Source organism: Pseudomonas sp. KUIN-1 (assembly GCF_009176725.1).
In the GTDB taxonomy this organism is placed as follows: domain Bacteria; phylum Pseudomonadota; class Gammaproteobacteria; order Pseudomonadales; family Pseudomonadaceae; genus Aquipseudomonas; species Aquipseudomonas fragariae.
The window spans coordinates 2,608,193-2,622,561 of the sequence record NZ_AP020337.1; the positions used below are offsets into that span (position 1 = coordinate 2,608,193).

The 14,369-nt window shown below is 58.3% G+C and carries 14 protein-coding genes; 7 read left to right on the forward strand and 7 right to left on the reverse strand.

All coding sequences use genetic code 11. The features are described 5' to 3' along the window. The 5 genes from KUIN1_RS12085 to KUIN1_RS12105 all read right to left on the reverse strand — a co-directional run bounded on the left by KUIN1_RS12085 (position 1) and on the right by KUIN1_RS12105 (position 2,699). The gene (locus tag KUIN1_RS12085) at positions 1 to 198 is read right to left on the reverse strand and encodes a hypothetical protein (RefSeq protein ID WP_003407534.1); all 198 of its coding nucleotides are present in this window, start codon (positions 196 to 198) and stop codon (positions 1 to 3) included. Between the two features lie 153 nt (positions 199 to 351). Beyond that, the gene (locus KUIN1_RS12090; protein ID WP_003367271.1) at positions 352 to 555 is read right to left on the reverse strand and encodes a hypothetical protein; all 204 of its coding nucleotides are present in this window, start codon (positions 553 to 555) and stop codon (positions 352 to 354) included. A gap of 63 nt (positions 556 to 618) precedes the next feature. After that, the gene (locus KUIN1_RS12095; protein WP_172980050.1) at positions 619 to 1,107 is read right to left on the reverse strand and encodes a DUF3828 domain-containing protein; all 489 of its coding nucleotides are present in this window, start codon (positions 1,105 to 1,107) and stop codon (positions 619 to 621) included. Positions 1,108 to 1,435: 328 nt separating this feature from the next. Further along, positions 1,436 to 1,744: an RcnB family protein gene (locus KUIN1_RS12100; protein WP_003407540.1), complete on the reverse strand. Its 309-nt coding sequence runs from the start codon at positions 1,742 to 1,744 to the stop codon at positions 1,436 to 1,438. A gap of 97 nt (positions 1,745 to 1,841) precedes the next feature. After that, positions 1,842 to 2,699 (reverse strand): SDR family oxidoreductase, encoded by an 858-nt coding sequence (locus KUIN1_RS12105; protein ID WP_011267584.1) that lies wholly within the window; start codon positions 2,697 to 2,699, stop codon positions 1,842 to 1,844. An 88-nt stretch (positions 2,700 to 2,787) separates the two neighbouring features. On the opposite strand from KUIN1_RS12105, the gene KUIN1_RS12110 reads away from it, so the two are divergent. The 7 genes from KUIN1_RS12110 (at position 2,788) to KUIN1_RS12140 (ending at position 11,697) form a co-directional block, all read left to right on the forward strand. Next, positions 2,788 to 3,252: a winged helix-turn-helix transcriptional regulator gene (locus tag KUIN1_RS12110; protein WP_024639490.1), complete on the forward strand. Its 465-nt coding sequence runs from the start codon at positions 2,788 to 2,790 to the stop codon at positions 3,250 to 3,252. 138 nt (positions 3,253 to 3,390) lie between these two features. Beyond that, a complete protein-coding gene (gene mrdA, locus KUIN1_RS12115) occupies positions 3,391 to 5,280 on the forward strand; it encodes a penicillin-binding protein 2 (RefSeq protein WP_011267586.1) in 1,890 nt (629 codons plus the stop codon). A 156-nt stretch (positions 5,281 to 5,436) separates the two neighbouring features. Then, the gene (gene poxB / locus KUIN1_RS12120; protein WP_024639491.1) at positions 5,437 to 7,155 is read left to right on the forward strand and encodes a ubiquinone-dependent pyruvate dehydrogenase; all 1,719 of its coding nucleotides are present in this window, start codon (positions 5,437 to 5,439) and stop codon (positions 7,153 to 7,155) included. Positions 7,156 to 7,525: 370 nt separating this feature from the next. Continuing rightward, positions 7,526 to 9,487: a methyl-accepting chemotaxis protein gene (locus KUIN1_RS12125; protein WP_046722244.1), complete on the forward strand. Its 1,962-nt coding sequence runs from the start codon at positions 7,526 to 7,528 to the stop codon at positions 9,485 to 9,487. Between the two features lie 618 nt (positions 9,488 to 10,105). After that, positions 10,106 to 10,423, forward strand: a complete 318-nt coding sequence (locus tag KUIN1_RS27650; RefSeq protein WP_024639493.1) for a hypothetical protein — start codon at positions 10,106 to 10,108, stop codon at positions 10,421 to 10,423. A gap of 204 nt (positions 10,424 to 10,627) precedes the next feature. Continuing rightward, the gene (locus KUIN1_RS12135; protein ID WP_011267595.1) at positions 10,628 to 11,146 is read left to right on the forward strand and encodes a chalcone isomerase family protein; all 519 of its coding nucleotides are present in this window, start codon (positions 10,628 to 10,630) and stop codon (positions 11,144 to 11,146) included. Between the two features lie 17 nt (positions 11,147 to 11,163). Beyond that, the gene (locus KUIN1_RS12140; RefSeq protein ID WP_003407549.1) at positions 11,164 to 11,697 is read left to right on the forward strand and encodes a DUF3833 domain-containing protein; all 534 of its coding nucleotides are present in this window, start codon (positions 11,164 to 11,166) and stop codon (positions 11,695 to 11,697) included. 39 nt (positions 11,698 to 11,736) lie between these two features. On the opposite strand, the gene moaA is transcribed toward KUIN1_RS12140, so the two are convergent. Together moaA and KUIN1_RS12150 are read right to left on the reverse strand one after the other, a co-directional pair. Next, complete coding sequence (gene moaA / locus KUIN1_RS12145) at positions 11,737 to 12,735, reverse strand: GTP 3',8-cyclase MoaA (RefSeq protein WP_058399083.1); 999 nt, start codon at positions 12,733 to 12,735, stop codon at positions 11,737 to 11,739. 264 nt (positions 12,736 to 12,999) lie between these two features. After that, positions 13,000 to 14,346: a cation:proton antiporter gene (locus KUIN1_RS12150; RefSeq protein WP_011267596.1), complete on the reverse strand. Its 1,347-nt coding sequence runs from the start codon at positions 14,344 to 14,346 to the stop codon at positions 13,000 to 13,002. Positions 14,347 to 14,369 lie beyond the last annotated feature (23 nt).

A 14,369-nucleotide genomic window follows, 5' to 3' on the forward strand; every position in this document is an offset into this window, starting at 1 on the left:
TTAGCGGAATATGCCGCGCAGGCTGTCCACGGACGCCCGCAGGCCGATGATTCGCTCACTGACCTCTTGCGCTTCGTGTGCCCGGGAAGTTCGCTCGAGGTACAGGAGATGTCCTGCCAGGTTGGCCGAAACAAGTTCCAGGTCGTCGGCAGTACGCCTGATGTAAGCCTGCATGTCTTGCAACTGTTCGATCTGCACGGATGGTGCCCTTATAGGTCGCATCCGAGCGCACTAGATGAATGGGTGACTATTATCAATCCACCCGGTCGGGTTGTCGGCGGCAAGGTCATCTTTCTTTAATGCCGCAGGTAAATAAACAATTCAATCAGTTTTCGCACCGTGTCGAGCAGCCTAATCGTCTTCCTGATCATCGTGTTCCGAGTAGGAGTCCAGCAACTCGGCCAGTGCCAGGGTGCGGTCCAGCCCACTGCGGGTGGACATGATTTCGGCCACCGCCTGCGTGGCGGCAACTCTGGCAGCTTCGCGTTCGGCATCGGTGTTATTGGGCGTGGCGGCCTGCGCAGCCTCAATAATCGATTGCTCAAAGGTATTCATGGTGCTCGCTCGTGAAATTCAAGTGCCTGTGATACCGAGAATGGCGGATTGTTTCAAGGCCGATCAATCACCTTCGTAGGGAAATTCCTCCAGGCTCTGCATCAATGCAACGCCCTGTGGCCCCTGAACATTCTCCAGCACCCAGCAACTGTTGGCATTTTTGGCCAGCAGCAGGCGTGTTGTCTGGCTGGTGACCGGCTGCTGTGGGGCATCCTTGTAACCCAGGTTATAGGTCATTTCGACCACGGCCTGCTTGTCCGAGTTGGACACCAGCTTCCAGTCGATCGGCTTTTGCACATCACCGTCCTGCGCATCGGTCCACGGGTTGGCACTGACGGCGCATTGATCGTCGTTCTGGCACGCCCAGTCCTTTTTGAGCAGGCTCAGCAGAGGTTTTGACAAATAATCAGCGCTACCTTTGCCGTTCAGATAGAAATCCTGGTGCTTCTCATAGATCCAGCCCGCCGTGTCGACCGGGGTCGCAGCCGGGCAGGCCGCATGGGCAGTGGTTGAAAGCAGGCAGGCGAAGGCAATGGCGACGGTTCTGGACATGGAGCGGGCTCGCAGAGAAGGTGGCAGTGAGGTTACAAGCTGACAACACTGCATTTGTAAGGCATGCGGACAAAAAAGCAATGGTTTCGGTCATGCGTCAGAGGGTCGGGCAGACTAAACCGGATTGAGGGTCATTTCATTCAATACGCGGTTCGCGGCCGTCACTACCTTGATCCGGTCATTTCCGATCGTGTTCAAGGGGTTTTTCATGAGTCTGCTCATTTCCACGACCGCGTTTGCGCGGGAGGAACCATCGAGACGAGCTCTGCGCCGGACATGCCCTGCATGGCGCATGCTCACGCAGAGCGTCGGCGAAGAAGGCTTAGCCTTACTTCTTGATTGGCACGATTTCCATCATTTGCCCATTAACCTTCTGGAAACGCACGTATTTGTCGTTGATTTTTACCCATTCGCTTTCTTTCGCAGGCTCTTTCAGGCCTTTGCTTTTCCAGTCCTTCACTTCCAGATCGCTGCGGCGATATTTTTCCGGAACGCGGGAGCCTACTTCCAGCTCATGGACATTGTCCTTGGATTCGCTGACTTTCGGTTCCGCCGTCTCTGCTGCGTGAACGGGCAGGGTGACGGCGGAAAAGCAGCCGAGCAAGGTCATGCAGGCGATCAATGATTTGCTATTCATGTGAAGACTCCCGGTCTTTGGTATAAGGCGATGGCTTAATGCCTCGTAATAACTCGGACCCTCACTGTTGCAAATCATTCGATCGGGTTTGCTGTGCTCAGCCTTTCAGTGTCTCGGCGATGGTTGCCGAGAGCGGGGTGGTCGGGCGGCCGATCAGCGCGCTCAACTGGCGACTGTCATCGAACAGGGCGCCCTTGGCAGCAGCGGCATCGGAATCGGCCAGCAACTGGGCCACGAAGTCCGGCAGGCCTGCCTGGATAAGCGCGGCCTCGAATTCGGCCTGTGGCAGGTTGACGTAAGGCAGGGACTTGCCGCTCTGCGTAGACAACTGCGCCGCAAATTCGGACAGCGTGTAGGACTCATCGCCTGCCAGTTCATAGACTTTACCGGCTTGTGTCGTTTCCGAAGTCAGCAGCACAGCGGCCGCTTCGGCGTAATCCAGACGTGAAGCAGAGCTGATACGGCCCTCATCGGCACTGCCCATGACCGCGCCATGGGCCAGCGCGCCGGGAATGCCCGCCGTGTAGTTCTCGGTGTACCAGCCATTGCGCAGCAAGGCGAAGGGCAGGCCACTGGCGCGCAGGTAATCTTCGGTTTCGCGGTGCTCTTTGGCCAGGCTCAGCGCCGAGGTGTCGGCATGCAGAACACTGGTGTAGGCCAGCAGCTGGACCCCGGCACGTTTGGCTGCATCGATTACCGCCTTGTGCTGCGGCAAACGCTGGCCCACTTCGCTGGACGAAATCAGCAGCACCTTGTCGGCGCCGGCAAATGCGCTGTCCAGTGTCGCAGGCTGTGAATAGTCGGCCTGACGAACCTGAATGCCCTGCCTGGACAGATCGGCGGCTTTTTCCGGACTGCGCACCGCGGCAATGATTTGCGAAGCGGGTACGCGGCTGAGCAACTGTTCAATGACGAGGCGGCCAAGCTGGCCGGTGGCACCGGTGACAACGATCATGGAATGATTCCTTGAATCAGGTTGAAAGGAAGCGCCAGCATAGTCATGATGCTTACCTTTAGTAAGTACGTACAAAAAGGTAAGTGTCATGAGCGAATCCGCCTCGCAATCAAGTGCCCCGCGATCAAGCGTTACGCCGCAAGGCTTCCAGTCTGAAGCGGTCGAGACGCTATTGGCGCTGGTTCGTCAGGGCCAGGTGCTGGCCACTGACTGCCCTTCGCGGGTGGTGCTCAATCACGTCTGCAGCCGTTGGGGCGTGCTGGTGCTGGTGGTGCTGCGGGGTGGCATGCATCGCTTCAGCGAAGTACGCCGCAAGATTGGCGGGGTGAGCGAGAAAATGCTCGCGCAGACGCTCCAGCATCTGGAGCATGACGGTTTTGTCAGTCGCAAGTCGTTGCCCGTGGTGCCACCGCATGTGCAATATCGGCTCACCCCGATGGGCGAAGAGGTCGCCTTGCAGATTGAAACCCTCGTTACCTGGATCGAGACCAATCTGCCGCGCATCATGCAGGCCCGCGAGGCGTCGAACACACTGCAGACCACGCCCGAATGAACCTTTTCTGACAGAATTTTCATCCTGCGATTGTCGGCTTGATCGCCTGCAATCCGCCGCTTCTTGGTATGGTGCGCGCCGAAATCTTCATATACACGTTTAGTTGCGCCGTTTGCCCTTCACCGAGAAGCTGTAGAAATGCCCAATCCCATTCCCCTGAAAGACCACGAAAAAGAGACGCGGCTGGTCAATCAGCGTCTGATTGCCTGCGCAGTGCTGGTCGGCCTGCTGGCTGCCTGTCTGGTCGCACGCATGTATTTCCTGCAGGTTACCGAGTTCGACTATCACTCAACCATTTCCGAAAACAACCGTGTTCACGTACTGCCGATCCCGCCCGAGCGCGGTTTGATCTTTGACCGCAATGGCGAAGTGCTTGCCGACAATCGTCCCAGTTTCAACCTGACCCTGACGCGTGAGCGCGCTGGCGACTGGCACAAGGTGATCGATGAGCTGATGACCCTGCTGGAATTGCCCGACGAAGACCGGATTCTGTTCGACAAGGAGCTTAAGCAGGTTCGTCACCCGTTCGAGCCGGCAACATTGCTCTATGAACTCACCGAAGAGCAGATCGCCATTCTGGCGGTTAATCAGTACCTGCTGCCGGGTGTGGACGTGGCGGCGCAGTTCGTTCGTCATTATCCGTTGGGCGCCCATTTCGCTCATTCGATCGGCTACGTCGGGCGTATCAACGAAAAGGAAGCGGCGCACCTCGACAACGAGTATCGCGGCACACAGTCGATCGGCAAGACCGGTGTCGAGCGCTTCTACGAATCCGAGCTGCACGGCCACGTAGGCTATGAAGAGGTCGAAACCAATGCCCAGGGCCGCGTGCTGCGCGTGCTGAAACACACTGACCCGGTGCCCGGCAAGAACATCACTCTCACGCTGGACGCGCACTTGCAGGCCGCGGCGGAAAACGCGCTGGGTGATCGACGTGGTTCGGTGGTCGCACTGGACCCGGAAACCGGCGACGTGCTGGCGATGGTCAGCAAACCCAGCTTTGACCCCAACCTGTTCGTCACCGGCATCAGCTTCAAACAATACGCGGCGCTGCGTGATTCCATTGATCGGCCACTGTTCAACCGTGTGCTGCGTGGCTTGTATGCGCCGGGCTCGACGGTCAAGCCGGAAGTGGCGATTGCCGGTCTCGACAGCGGCGTGGTGACGGCCTCGACAAAGGTCTTCGACCCCGGCTATTTCCAGTTGCCGGACTTCGACCACAAATACCGTAACTGGAACCACAGCGGCGATGGCTGGGTGGACATGGACACCGCGATCATGCGTTCCAATGACACTTATTTCTACACCGTGGCGCACAAGCTCGGCATCGACCGCCTGCACGACTACATGACCATGTTCGGCATCGGCCAGAAGGTGTCGCTGGACATGTTCGAGGAGTCTGCAGGGTTGATGCCGTCCCGGGAATGGAAGCGGGCCACGCGTCGCCAGGCATGGTTCCCTGGCGAAACGGTGATTCTCGGCATCGGCCAGGGCTACATGCAGGTCACGCCGTTGCAACTGGCCCAGGCCACGTCACTGATTGCCAGCAAGGGTGTCTGGCATCGACCGCACCTGGCGATGGAAGTCGGTGATACGGCGCCCGTTGACGAGCATCCGATGCCAAATATCGTGCTGCACGATCCCAACGAATGGAATCAGGTCAATACCGGCATGCAGATGGTTATGCACGACCCGCGCGGCATTGCGCGGGATGCCGCCAAGGGCGCTCAGTACCGCATCGCCGGCAAAAGCGGTACGGCGCAGGTGGTGGCTATCAAGCAGGGCGAGCGCTACAACCGTCTGAAGACTCTGGAGCGTAACCGTGACAACGCCTTGTTCGTGGGCTTTGCGCCAGCCGACCATCCCAAGATTGTCGTGTCGGTGACCATCGAGAACGGCGAGGCGGGTGGCCGGGTAGCAGGTCCTGTGGTGCGGGAGATTCTTGATGCCTGGCTGCTCGACAGCGAGGGCAAGCTCAAGCCGGAGTATGCGACACCCGCCAAGGCACCGGGCAACCCGCACGCCTGATCAGCGTTTTAAAACGCTTGCCGAACGACCGAGCCCTGAACAGGGCTCAGGTTTTCTGAACTGTCGAGAATGCATCGGGTCGACCACAACAGGCGTGGCAGAGCGCTGCGCGCGTTTTACCGAATTCATTATCATTGCCTCGACAAGGAACCCCGCATGTCCAAGACCATTGCCGACCATCTCGCGCAAACCCTCGCAGCGGCAGGTGTTTCGCACATCTGGGGGGTGTCCGGTGACAGCCTCAACGGCCTGACCGACAGCCTGGAACGCACCGATTCGATTCGCTGGATGCACACCCGTCATGAAGAAGTCGCAGCCTTTGCTGCCGGTGCCCAGGCCGCGTCCAGCGGCAAGCTGGCGGTCTGCGCCGGCAGCTGCGGGCCGGGCAACCTGCACCTGATCAACGGCCTGTATGACTGCCACCGCAACCGTGTACCGGTACTGGCAATTGCTGCGCATATTCCGTCCTCGGAAATCGGTCTGGATTACTTTCAGGAAACCCATCCGCAGGAGCTGTTCAAGGAGTGTAGCCACTTCGTCGAGCTGGTCAGCAACCCCGAGCAGTTCCCGCGCGTGCTGGAACGTGCCATGCGTGCCGCGATCAGCCAGAAAGGTGTGGCGGTGATTGTCTTGCCGGGCGACGTGGCGCTCAGCGACGCGCCGGATGTCGCGGCAAAATGGATCGAGGCTACAGCGCCCAAGGTCGTGCCTGCCGAAAACGACCTGCAGTCGATGGCCGACATGCTCAACGCTTCCAAAGCCGTCACGCTGCTGTGCGGTGCGGGTTGCGAGGGTGCCCACGAGCAGCTTCTGGCATTGGCGGATACGCTGGGCGCGCCGATCGTTCACGCATTGCGCGGCAAGCAGCACGTTGAGTACGACAACCCGTTCGACGTCGGCATGACCGGCCTGATCGGTTTCAGCTCCGGCTACCATGCCATGCTGTCCTGCGACACACTGGTGATTCTGGGCAGCAGCTTTCCGTACCGGAATTTCTACCCTGAAAAAGCCGACATCATCCAGATCGACCTCGATCCGACCCAGCTTGGTCGCCGTACGCCGGTGGCGCTGGGTCTGGTTGGCGGGGTGCGGGAAACCCTTGAAGCGCTTCAGCCAAAACTGGAGCCGCATACCGATCGCCGTTTCCTCGACAAGGCCCTGAAGCATTACGCCAAGGCCCGGGAAGAACTGGACGAACTGGCCACCCCGACACCGGATGGCACGCCGATTCACCCGCAGTACCTCACTCGACTGGTCGACGAGCAGGCGGATGCCGATGCGATCTTTACCGTCGACGTCGGTACGCCGACGCTGTGGGCTGCGCGCTATCTGCACATGAACGGCAAGCGCAGTCTGCTCGGCTCGTTCAACCACGGCTCGATGGCCAATGCCTTGCCACAGGCTTTAGGGGCCAAGGCTGAACATCCGGATCGTCAGGTCATCGCCCTGTGTGGCGACGGCGGCCTGTCGATGTTGCTGGGCGACCTCCTGAGCATTCGTCAGCTGAACCTGCCTATCAAGATGGTGGTGTTCAACAACAGCTCGCTGGGCTTTGTCGACATGGAAATGAAAGCCAGTGGTTATGTGCCGCACGGCACTGATCTGCATGAAACCAACTTCGCCGGGATTGCCCTGGGCGCAGGCATTCTGGGCCTGCGTGTCGAGAACGCCGAAGAGCTGCCCGCCGCCTTGCGCAAGGCGTTCGATCATCCCGGTCCAGTGCTGATCGACGTTGTCACCGCCAAGCAGGAGCTGGGCATTCCACCGAAAATCAAGCTGGCACAGGCCAGGGGCTTCAGTCTGTACATGATGCGCGCGATCATGAGCGGACGCGGCAGTGAAGTGCTGGAACTGGCGAAAACCAACCTGCGTTAATACATTATAAAAACGTATGGGATGAATAGAAAAAGTTGCAACTTCTATCCACCGAGATTGTCGTCGCTGTTACAGGTGATACGCTCGGTGTCTTTATATTTCCCTTCTCATCATGACCGCCCAAGGCGGTCATTTCTTTGTGGATCCAAACTTCGCTCACTCTGTGCTTATTGAGTTCGCTATTTGAACTAACAAATTCAAATAGTGGGTAAAGCTTCCCGGCAGACAGCCGAGACAGTGATACGGGAGCAAGACCGGCTACGGCAGGCTGATTACCGAACAGTCCCTGGCGACAAAAAAACGTCGACGCTACAGAACGTTACGCCCTGGATATTCTTTATAGAAAAGTCTGCATGTCATGAGGTCTGCAATGCTTAGAAATGCTCCTTTGAGTATGAAACTGCTGCTTATTTTAATATTCCCCCTATTGGGCTTCCTGGCCTTCGCAGGTCTGTTCGTTGCTGACAAAAGCGAAAATCTCGGTGATATGAGGCGCGCGGTGACAGCCACCGCGGTTGCACAGAAACTGAGTAACGTGGTCACCACCATTCAGCGTGAGCGCGGCGCCAGCGGCGTGTTTCTGGGCAGCGGCGGCAAGTCCATGCAGGATAAGCTGAAGGCCTTTCGTCAGGAAACCGACAAGGCGATAAGCGAGATGCGCACCCAGTCGACCGACGGTATTCCCAGCCCCGACAAAGTCTACCGCGCACTGGATGACCTGACCGCGCTGCGCCTCAAGATCGATACGCTGGGGATCAACAACACCGAGTCCTCTACGCGGTTCACCGACGTTATCAAAACACTCGTCGGGTTCTCCTATTCGCTGGAAGCGAGTATCGAAGATCCGGAAATACTGCGTGGCCTGAGTTCGCTCAACCAGTTCGTGGATATGAAGGAGCGTGCCGGTCGCGAGCGCGTACTGCTCGTTCAGGCGTTCAACCAGAACCGCTTTGATGCGCCACTGTTATCGCGCTTCAGTCGTAACCTCGGAGAGTTCTCCGGCTACCTCGAAGCCTTTCAACGCTGGTCCCCTGAAGTATTCAAGACCAAACTCAATGATGTCATGCAGCAGCCGGGCTCGCTGGAAGTGGCCCGCTTGCAACGTCTGGGCTTCGATACCCCGATGGGTGATCCGCTCAACGTCAAGCCGGAAGACTGGTTCAACCTTTCCACCGCACGTATCGACATGATGGCCAATGTAGAAGCAGAGCTTGGCCAGAACGTCGTCGGCCTGGCAACGGATGCGCGCAGCTCCGCTCAAAGCAGCCTGTACGTGGCGGTTGCCATCGTTGTCCTGATGCTGATCGTGGTGCTGTGGCTGGCGTCGGTGATCATCCGCAACATCAAGGTTGCGGTTGTCGATGTGAACCGCACGCTGATGGCACTTTCCACTCGCGACCTGACCGCGCGGACCCGCTATATCGGCAAGGATGAGTTTGGCGAGATCTCACGCAATCTTGACAACATGGCGCATCAGATCAGTGAGGTTATCAGCGAAATCGGCAGCGCCACGGCGCAGGTTGCCACCGCTGCCGAACAGTCTTCCGCAGTGGCGTTGCAAACCAATCAGAACGTGGCGCAACAACGCCAGGGCACTGATCAGGTCGCCACTGCCATCAGCGAGATGAGCGCCACGGTCAAGGATGTAGCACGCAGCACCACCGACGCGGCCGAGATGTCGCAGCGCGTCAACAGCAGCACCGTGCAGGGCAAGACCGAAATCGACAACACCATCGGCCTGATACAGGAGCTCTCGGTGCAGGCTGAAGAGACTTCTCGGATCATTGACGAGCTCAAGGGCGAGAGCAACTCGATCTCCTCGGTGCTTGATGTCATCCGTGGCGTCGCCGACCAGACCAACCTGCTGGCGCTCAATGCAGCCATCGAGGCTGCACGTGCCGGCGAGCAGGGGCGTGGTTTCGCGGTGGTGGCCGACGAAGTACGCAATCTGGCCAAGAAGACTCAGGACTCTACCGTCAGCATCCAGAAAATGATCGCCAACCTGCAGTCCGGCTCGGAACGCGCTGCCGCGTCGATGCAGGAAACCCTGGGCAAGGCGCAGGAGGGTGCCAGCAACGTCGTGCGCGCTGGCGAACTGCTGGAAGAAATCGCCGAAGGCATCGCGACCATCAGCGACCGCAACATCCAGGTCGCTTCGGCCGCTGAAGAACAAAGCCTGGTGGCCGAGGAGATCCACCGTAACGTCGACGACATCAACTCGCTGGTCATCCAGGTCAGTGCCGGTGCCGAGCAGACTGCCGTCACCAGTCGCGAACTCGCGCGTCTGGCGGAGCACCAGCAGGGGTTGGTCGGTCGCTTCAAGGTGAGCTGACAGCAAGCTGTTTGTGTATTGTGAAAAGGCCTGGAAGCGAAAGTTTTCAGGCCTTTTTGTTGGTCTGCGGATACTGTCGTGCCGCGGTCTCTGATCACCATCGATAGTCCGTCAGCCATGACCCTTCAGTCACCTTTTCACGTAACCCCACGTCCCGCTTACGATTATGTAGTGACTAAAAATAATCACTACATAATCGTTGACGCACTCCATTTGCCCTTGCATTATGCAGCTGTCTCCCTGATCGGGAGCGCTGCAAAAGGTGTGATGAACAGGCTCGGCAAGCCGTCGAGATGTTCCCGGATGTAGGCTGCCCACAAGGCAGATTGATGGAGCTGAACTGGCATTTGTCGTCGATAAGGGCGAGAAGCTGGCGAAATGTCCTCATGATGCTTGTAACGGATCGATTGCCGATCCTGGGCCGGGTCTTTGGGTTTCGTGACTTCTTCTCTCTACGCTGATGCCGTTGTGTAGCGGCTCTTCATCAAGGCTACCTGCATGTCCTTGAGGGCTGGAACGGTATTCAACGCACACTCAATCGTGTTGCGTTGCTGAAGTTCTGGCGCATGAACTTGATGTATCAATTATCGAACAGTCTATGAGCGAAGGGGCATCAACATGAATATTAACACACAACCGACTATTGATGAACTGGCTCGTCTGTTTGCTGCGTGCAAAGACACGCTGGATAACCATATCGTCTGGGTGGCCGAGTCCGGTGAAGTGCGCGTCGACGCCATGTCGCCGTTCACGCAAGAGCACGAGTTTCGTGATGCGCACCCGCAACTGCGCGCATCCCTGAAGATGTTCCGTCGTGGCCAGGGTTATGTCGGCAAGAAAGCCGCTGCCGATCGTGCCTACATGGAGAACACGCTGCAGGCGTTGAAAGGTGAGTGGCAGAAGACTCGTCGGCAGGCGCATTCGCAGGTTGCCTGATCAGGTCATCGCATGTCTTGAAGCCTGTTTCCGACCGCGATCGGGAACAGGCTTTTTGGTTTTCGGCATCGAGAGGGCGAAGACCTTATCGGTTGTACAAAGTGATTTTGCTGGTATAGATTCCGGGAGTGAGTCAGTGCATCTGACTCGTCTCATTCCCAGCCTGCCATTGAAGTCGTGGCAGTGCCTATACAGAGGTTGCCGATGCGTGCGCCACGATGGTTATGGTTGGTGATGTTGCTCAGCGCCGGGGCTTCGGCGGATTGGCGTGAGGCATTGCCCAATGCTCAGGTCGTCGGCGGCGGAGACCTTAGTCTGTTCGGCTTTCGTGTCTATACCGCCAGGTTGCTCAGCCCGGTCAAACCTTTCGTGGCAGACGCGCCACTGGCACTTGAACTGACTTACCATCGCGACATTGACCGGGAAGATCTGGTCGATGCCAGTATCGATGAGATCAAACGTATTTCCGGCTCGAAGGTGACCGAACAGCAACTGACTGAATGGCGTCAGCAGATGGACCAGTCATTTGTCGACGTCCAGCCCGGCATGAAGATTACCGGCGTCTACCTGCCTGGCCGCGAAGCGCGGTTTTATGTTGGCGACAAGCTCCAGCATGTGGTGCCCGACAGCCAGTTCGCCAAGGCTTTCTTTTCCATCTGGCTTGATCCGAAAACCCGTAACCCAGAACTTCGCGAGCAGTTGCTCGGCAGTACCGGCTCATGACCCATCAAGGAGGGCGCATGCTGAGAAAGTGGATGTTGATGCTGTGTGTGGGGCTTGTACTGAGCGGCTGCGGTGGTGTGCCGGTAACCCGTTACAGTCAGGAAGCGCCGAAGCTTGATCTGCGCCAGTACTTCACCGGACGTGTCGAAGCCTGGGGAATGTTTCAAAAACGCTCCGGTGAAGTCACCAAGCGTTTTACTGTGGTGATCGACGGGCACAGTGAAGGCGAAGTGCTGGTCATGCACGAAGCGTTCAGCTACAGCGATGGTACCAAACAGGTCCGGGAGTGGCGCTTGCGTCCCGATGGTCCGGGGCGCTGGAAGGGTACGGCTGGTGATGTGGTCGGCGAGGCCTATGGCGAAGTGTCGGGCAACAGCTTCCACTGGAACTATGTGCTCAGGTTGCCGGTGGATGGCACCGAGTATGACGTGAGCCTGGATGACTGGATGTACCTGATCGACGAGAAGACCATGGCCAATCGTTCGTCGATGACCAAGCTGGGTGTCGAAGTCGGGCAGATCACTTTGTTCTTTCGCAAGGCCGGCAAATAAATAACGCCTCGTATGAGGCGTCATCCTTCAGGGCGGCGGTCAGCCGCCCGTCATATTCATGAAGCGCACCACCTGCACGCCATCGTCGTGGGTGAAGTTGTGGCTCCACGGCTTGAGCTGCATGGCGTCGATGATGGCTTTTTCGAGTTTTTCCGGCTGGCCGGGATTGGCGCGCAGTACCGCTTTCAAATCCACGGAATGCTCGTTGCCCAGGCACAGCAGCAAGCGACCTTCAACGGTCATGCGCACGCGGTTGCAGGTGCCGCAGAAGTTATGGCTGTGCGGGGAAATGAAGCCAATGCGAATTTCCGGTGCCTCGGCCAGACGCCAGTAGCGCGATGGCCCCTGAGTCGAGTCAGTGGAAGGCACCAGCGTGTAACGTTCGGCGATGCGTTCGCGCACCTGATCGCTGGAGTAGAAGGACTCGGCGCGGCTGTGTTCGCTGATGATGCCCAGCGGCATTTCTTCGATGAACGAGACGTCCAGGTTGCGATCGATGGCGAACGCCAGCAGGTCGTTGATCTCATCATCGTTGCGGCCGTGCATCACTACGCAGTTGAGCTTGGTGTGCACAAAACCGGCGGCGTTGGCGGCATCGATACCGGCAATTACCTTGTGCAGATCGCCTGTGCGGGTCAGCTCGCGGAAACGCTGCGGGTCAAGGCTGTCCAGGCTGATGTTCAGGCGCGTCACGCCGGCCTCGAACAGCGGGGCAGCCAGTTTGTCCAGCTGCGAACCGTTGGTGGTCATGCACAGTTCGCGCAGGCCGGGCAGGGCGGCGATCTTTTCACAAAGCCCCACCACGCCTGCACGTACCAGCGGCTCACCACCGGTCAGACGAATCTTGCGCGTGCCCAGTGCCACGAAGCGCTCGGCCACCTGGAGGATCTCCTCCAGCGACAGAATCTGTTGCCGAGGCAGAAACGTCATCTCTTCGGCCATGCAGTACACGCAGCGAAAATCACAGCGGTCGGTGACCGACATGCGCAGATAATCGACTTTACGTGCAAAGCGGTCCATCAGGACGGGTTCTGACATTTCACCTTCTAAATAATCAAGTGGGCTGTATTACCGGATTTGGAGGCCAGTGCTTTACAAGGGTTCAGCCAAATTGCAGTGTGCCGATTTCAGGCCTGATCGCAGGCTGGCAATGTGCCCTGTACGGATTACAGAGTAGCTGCGCGCATCGCCGTTTGCATCGGCTGGATGACGCCACGCTAACCGAGTCGAAATGCCGCAGTCCAATTGCTTGTTCCAATACCCTCATCGACACGCTCTATGGCGCTTTGCCTTGATGGCCGATCAGTCAGGACTGGCGGCAGCACTGCGCTCGTATCGCTCCAGCAAAGGCTGGATACTGATGCCGTGTACCAGGATGCTCAGCGCGACAACCGACAGGGTCATGCCGATCACCACATGGCCGACGTCGTGTGCCAGACCATGTGACAAAGCGAAGCACAGGTAATAAAGACTGCCGATGCCGCGAATGCCGAACCAGCCAACCAGTGCTTTTTGTCTGACGTTGAGCAGGCGACGACTCACCAGCAGCCAGACGCTGGCAGGACGAATCACGCAAAACAGTGCAATGCCCAGGCCGATGGCGCGCCAGTCCCAGTACATCGCCAGCGCCGCGCCCAGCAGGGTGATCAGCAGGACTTCCATCGCGCGCTCCACCAGGCTGCCGAACGCCAGCATATCGCCCATCATCACGCCGGCAGCCAGTTGCGAATCGCTCATGTCGTCGACCTGCGCGACCGTGCCCTGTTCGAGGGATGACGTCATATGCCCGAGGACTGGCTGCGCGACGTGCTCGGACGGCAGCTCTGAACGCGTGACACGTACCTCGGCCTGACGCAGCCCGAACCCGGCGGCAAATACCGAAAGAAAGCCAAAGGCCCCGACGCTTTGGGCGACTACGTAAGCCAGGGCGATCAATGCCAGCGCCAGAAAATCATTGGGCGAGGTGGTGCTGTCGGCGTTCTTGATGCGCAGAAAGATCATCAGATGACCGACGCCGCGGCCCATGCCGTAACCAATCAACAAACCGGCCGGCACCGCCCAGATCAGGTCCTTGATCAGCCATCCCTGGACCCAGTCGCTCATCGCGCCCCCGGAACTCAGGTACAGCAAGGCAAAGATCACGAATGGAAACGCGGTTCCGTCGTTGAGGCCCGCTTCGCCGGACAAGCCGAAGCGCAGGCGATCCTGATCCTGGGCATTGTTGACCTGGACCATACCGGCCAGCACCGGGTCGGTCGGCGACAGCATTGCGCCGAGCAACAACGACACGCCCCAGTCCAGGCCGATGATGTAGTGCCCTGCGACAGTCACGCCAGCGATGGTCGCCAGCATCACCGGCCCGGCCAGCCAATAGGCTGAATGCCAGGCTTTGCCGCGTAAGGGCAGGCGCAACTTGATACCTGTACCGAACAGCGAAAACAGCACCGCCACTTCGGTCAGGCGTTCCAGCCACTCGTAGGACTTCTCGAAATCCAGATCGACGATATCCAGGCCCATCGGGCCGATGCCGAAGCCGAATCCCAGGCACACGGCCGATGTGGTCACTGGCATCCAGCGCAGGTAAGAGGAAGTGAGCGCCAATAGCATCAACAGCACGCCAAGCACGCCCATGCAGACAATAAAACTCATAGAGAAAGAACCACCGTCAAAAT

Coding starts and splice junctions, on each gene's coding strand:
- KUIN1_RS12090 (WP_003367271.1), bottom strand. CDS start 555: ATGAATACCTTTGAGCAATCGATTATTGAGGCTGCGCAGGCCGCCACG.
- KUIN1_RS12095 (WP_172980050.1), bottom strand. CDS start 1,107: ATGTCCAGAACCGTCGCCATTGCCTTCGCCTGCCTGCTTTCAACCACT.
- KUIN1_RS12100 (WP_003407540.1), bottom strand. CDS start 1,744: ATGAATAGCAAATCATTGATCGCCTGCATGACCTTGCTCGGCTGCTTT.
- KUIN1_RS12105 (WP_011267584.1), bottom strand. CDS start 2,699: ATGATCGTTGTCACCGGTGCCACCGGCCAGCTTGGCCGCCTCGTCATT.
- KUIN1_RS12110 (WP_024639490.1), top strand. CDS start 2,788: ATGAGCGAATCCGCCTCGCAATCAAGTGCCCCGCGATCAAGCGTTACG.
- mrdA (WP_011267586.1), top strand. CDS start 3,391: ATGCCCAATCCCATTCCCCTGAAAGACCACGAAAAAGAGACGCGGCTG.
- poxB (WP_024639491.1), top strand. CDS start 5,437: ATGTCCAAGACCATTGCCGACCATCTCGCGCAAACCCTCGCAGCGGCA.
- KUIN1_RS12125 (WP_046722244.1), top strand. CDS start 7,526: ATGCTTAGAAATGCTCCTTTGAGTATGAAACTGCTGCTTATTTTAATA.
- KUIN1_RS27650 (WP_024639493.1), top strand. CDS start 10,106: ATGAATATTAACACACAACCGACTATTGATGAACTGGCTCGTCTGTTT.
- KUIN1_RS12135 (WP_011267595.1), top strand. CDS start 10,628: ATGCGTGCGCCACGATGGTTATGGTTGGTGATGTTGCTCAGCGCCGGG.
- KUIN1_RS12140 (WP_003407549.1), top strand. CDS start 11,164: ATGCTGAGAAAGTGGATGTTGATGCTGTGTGTGGGGCTTGTACTGAGC.
- moaA (WP_058399083.1), bottom strand. CDS start 12,735: ATGTCAGAACCCGTCCTGATGGACCGCTTTGCACGTAAAGTCGATTAT.
- KUIN1_RS12150 (WP_011267596.1), bottom strand. CDS start 14,346: ATGAGTTTTATTGTCTGCATGGGCGTGCTTGGCGTGCTGTTGATGCTA.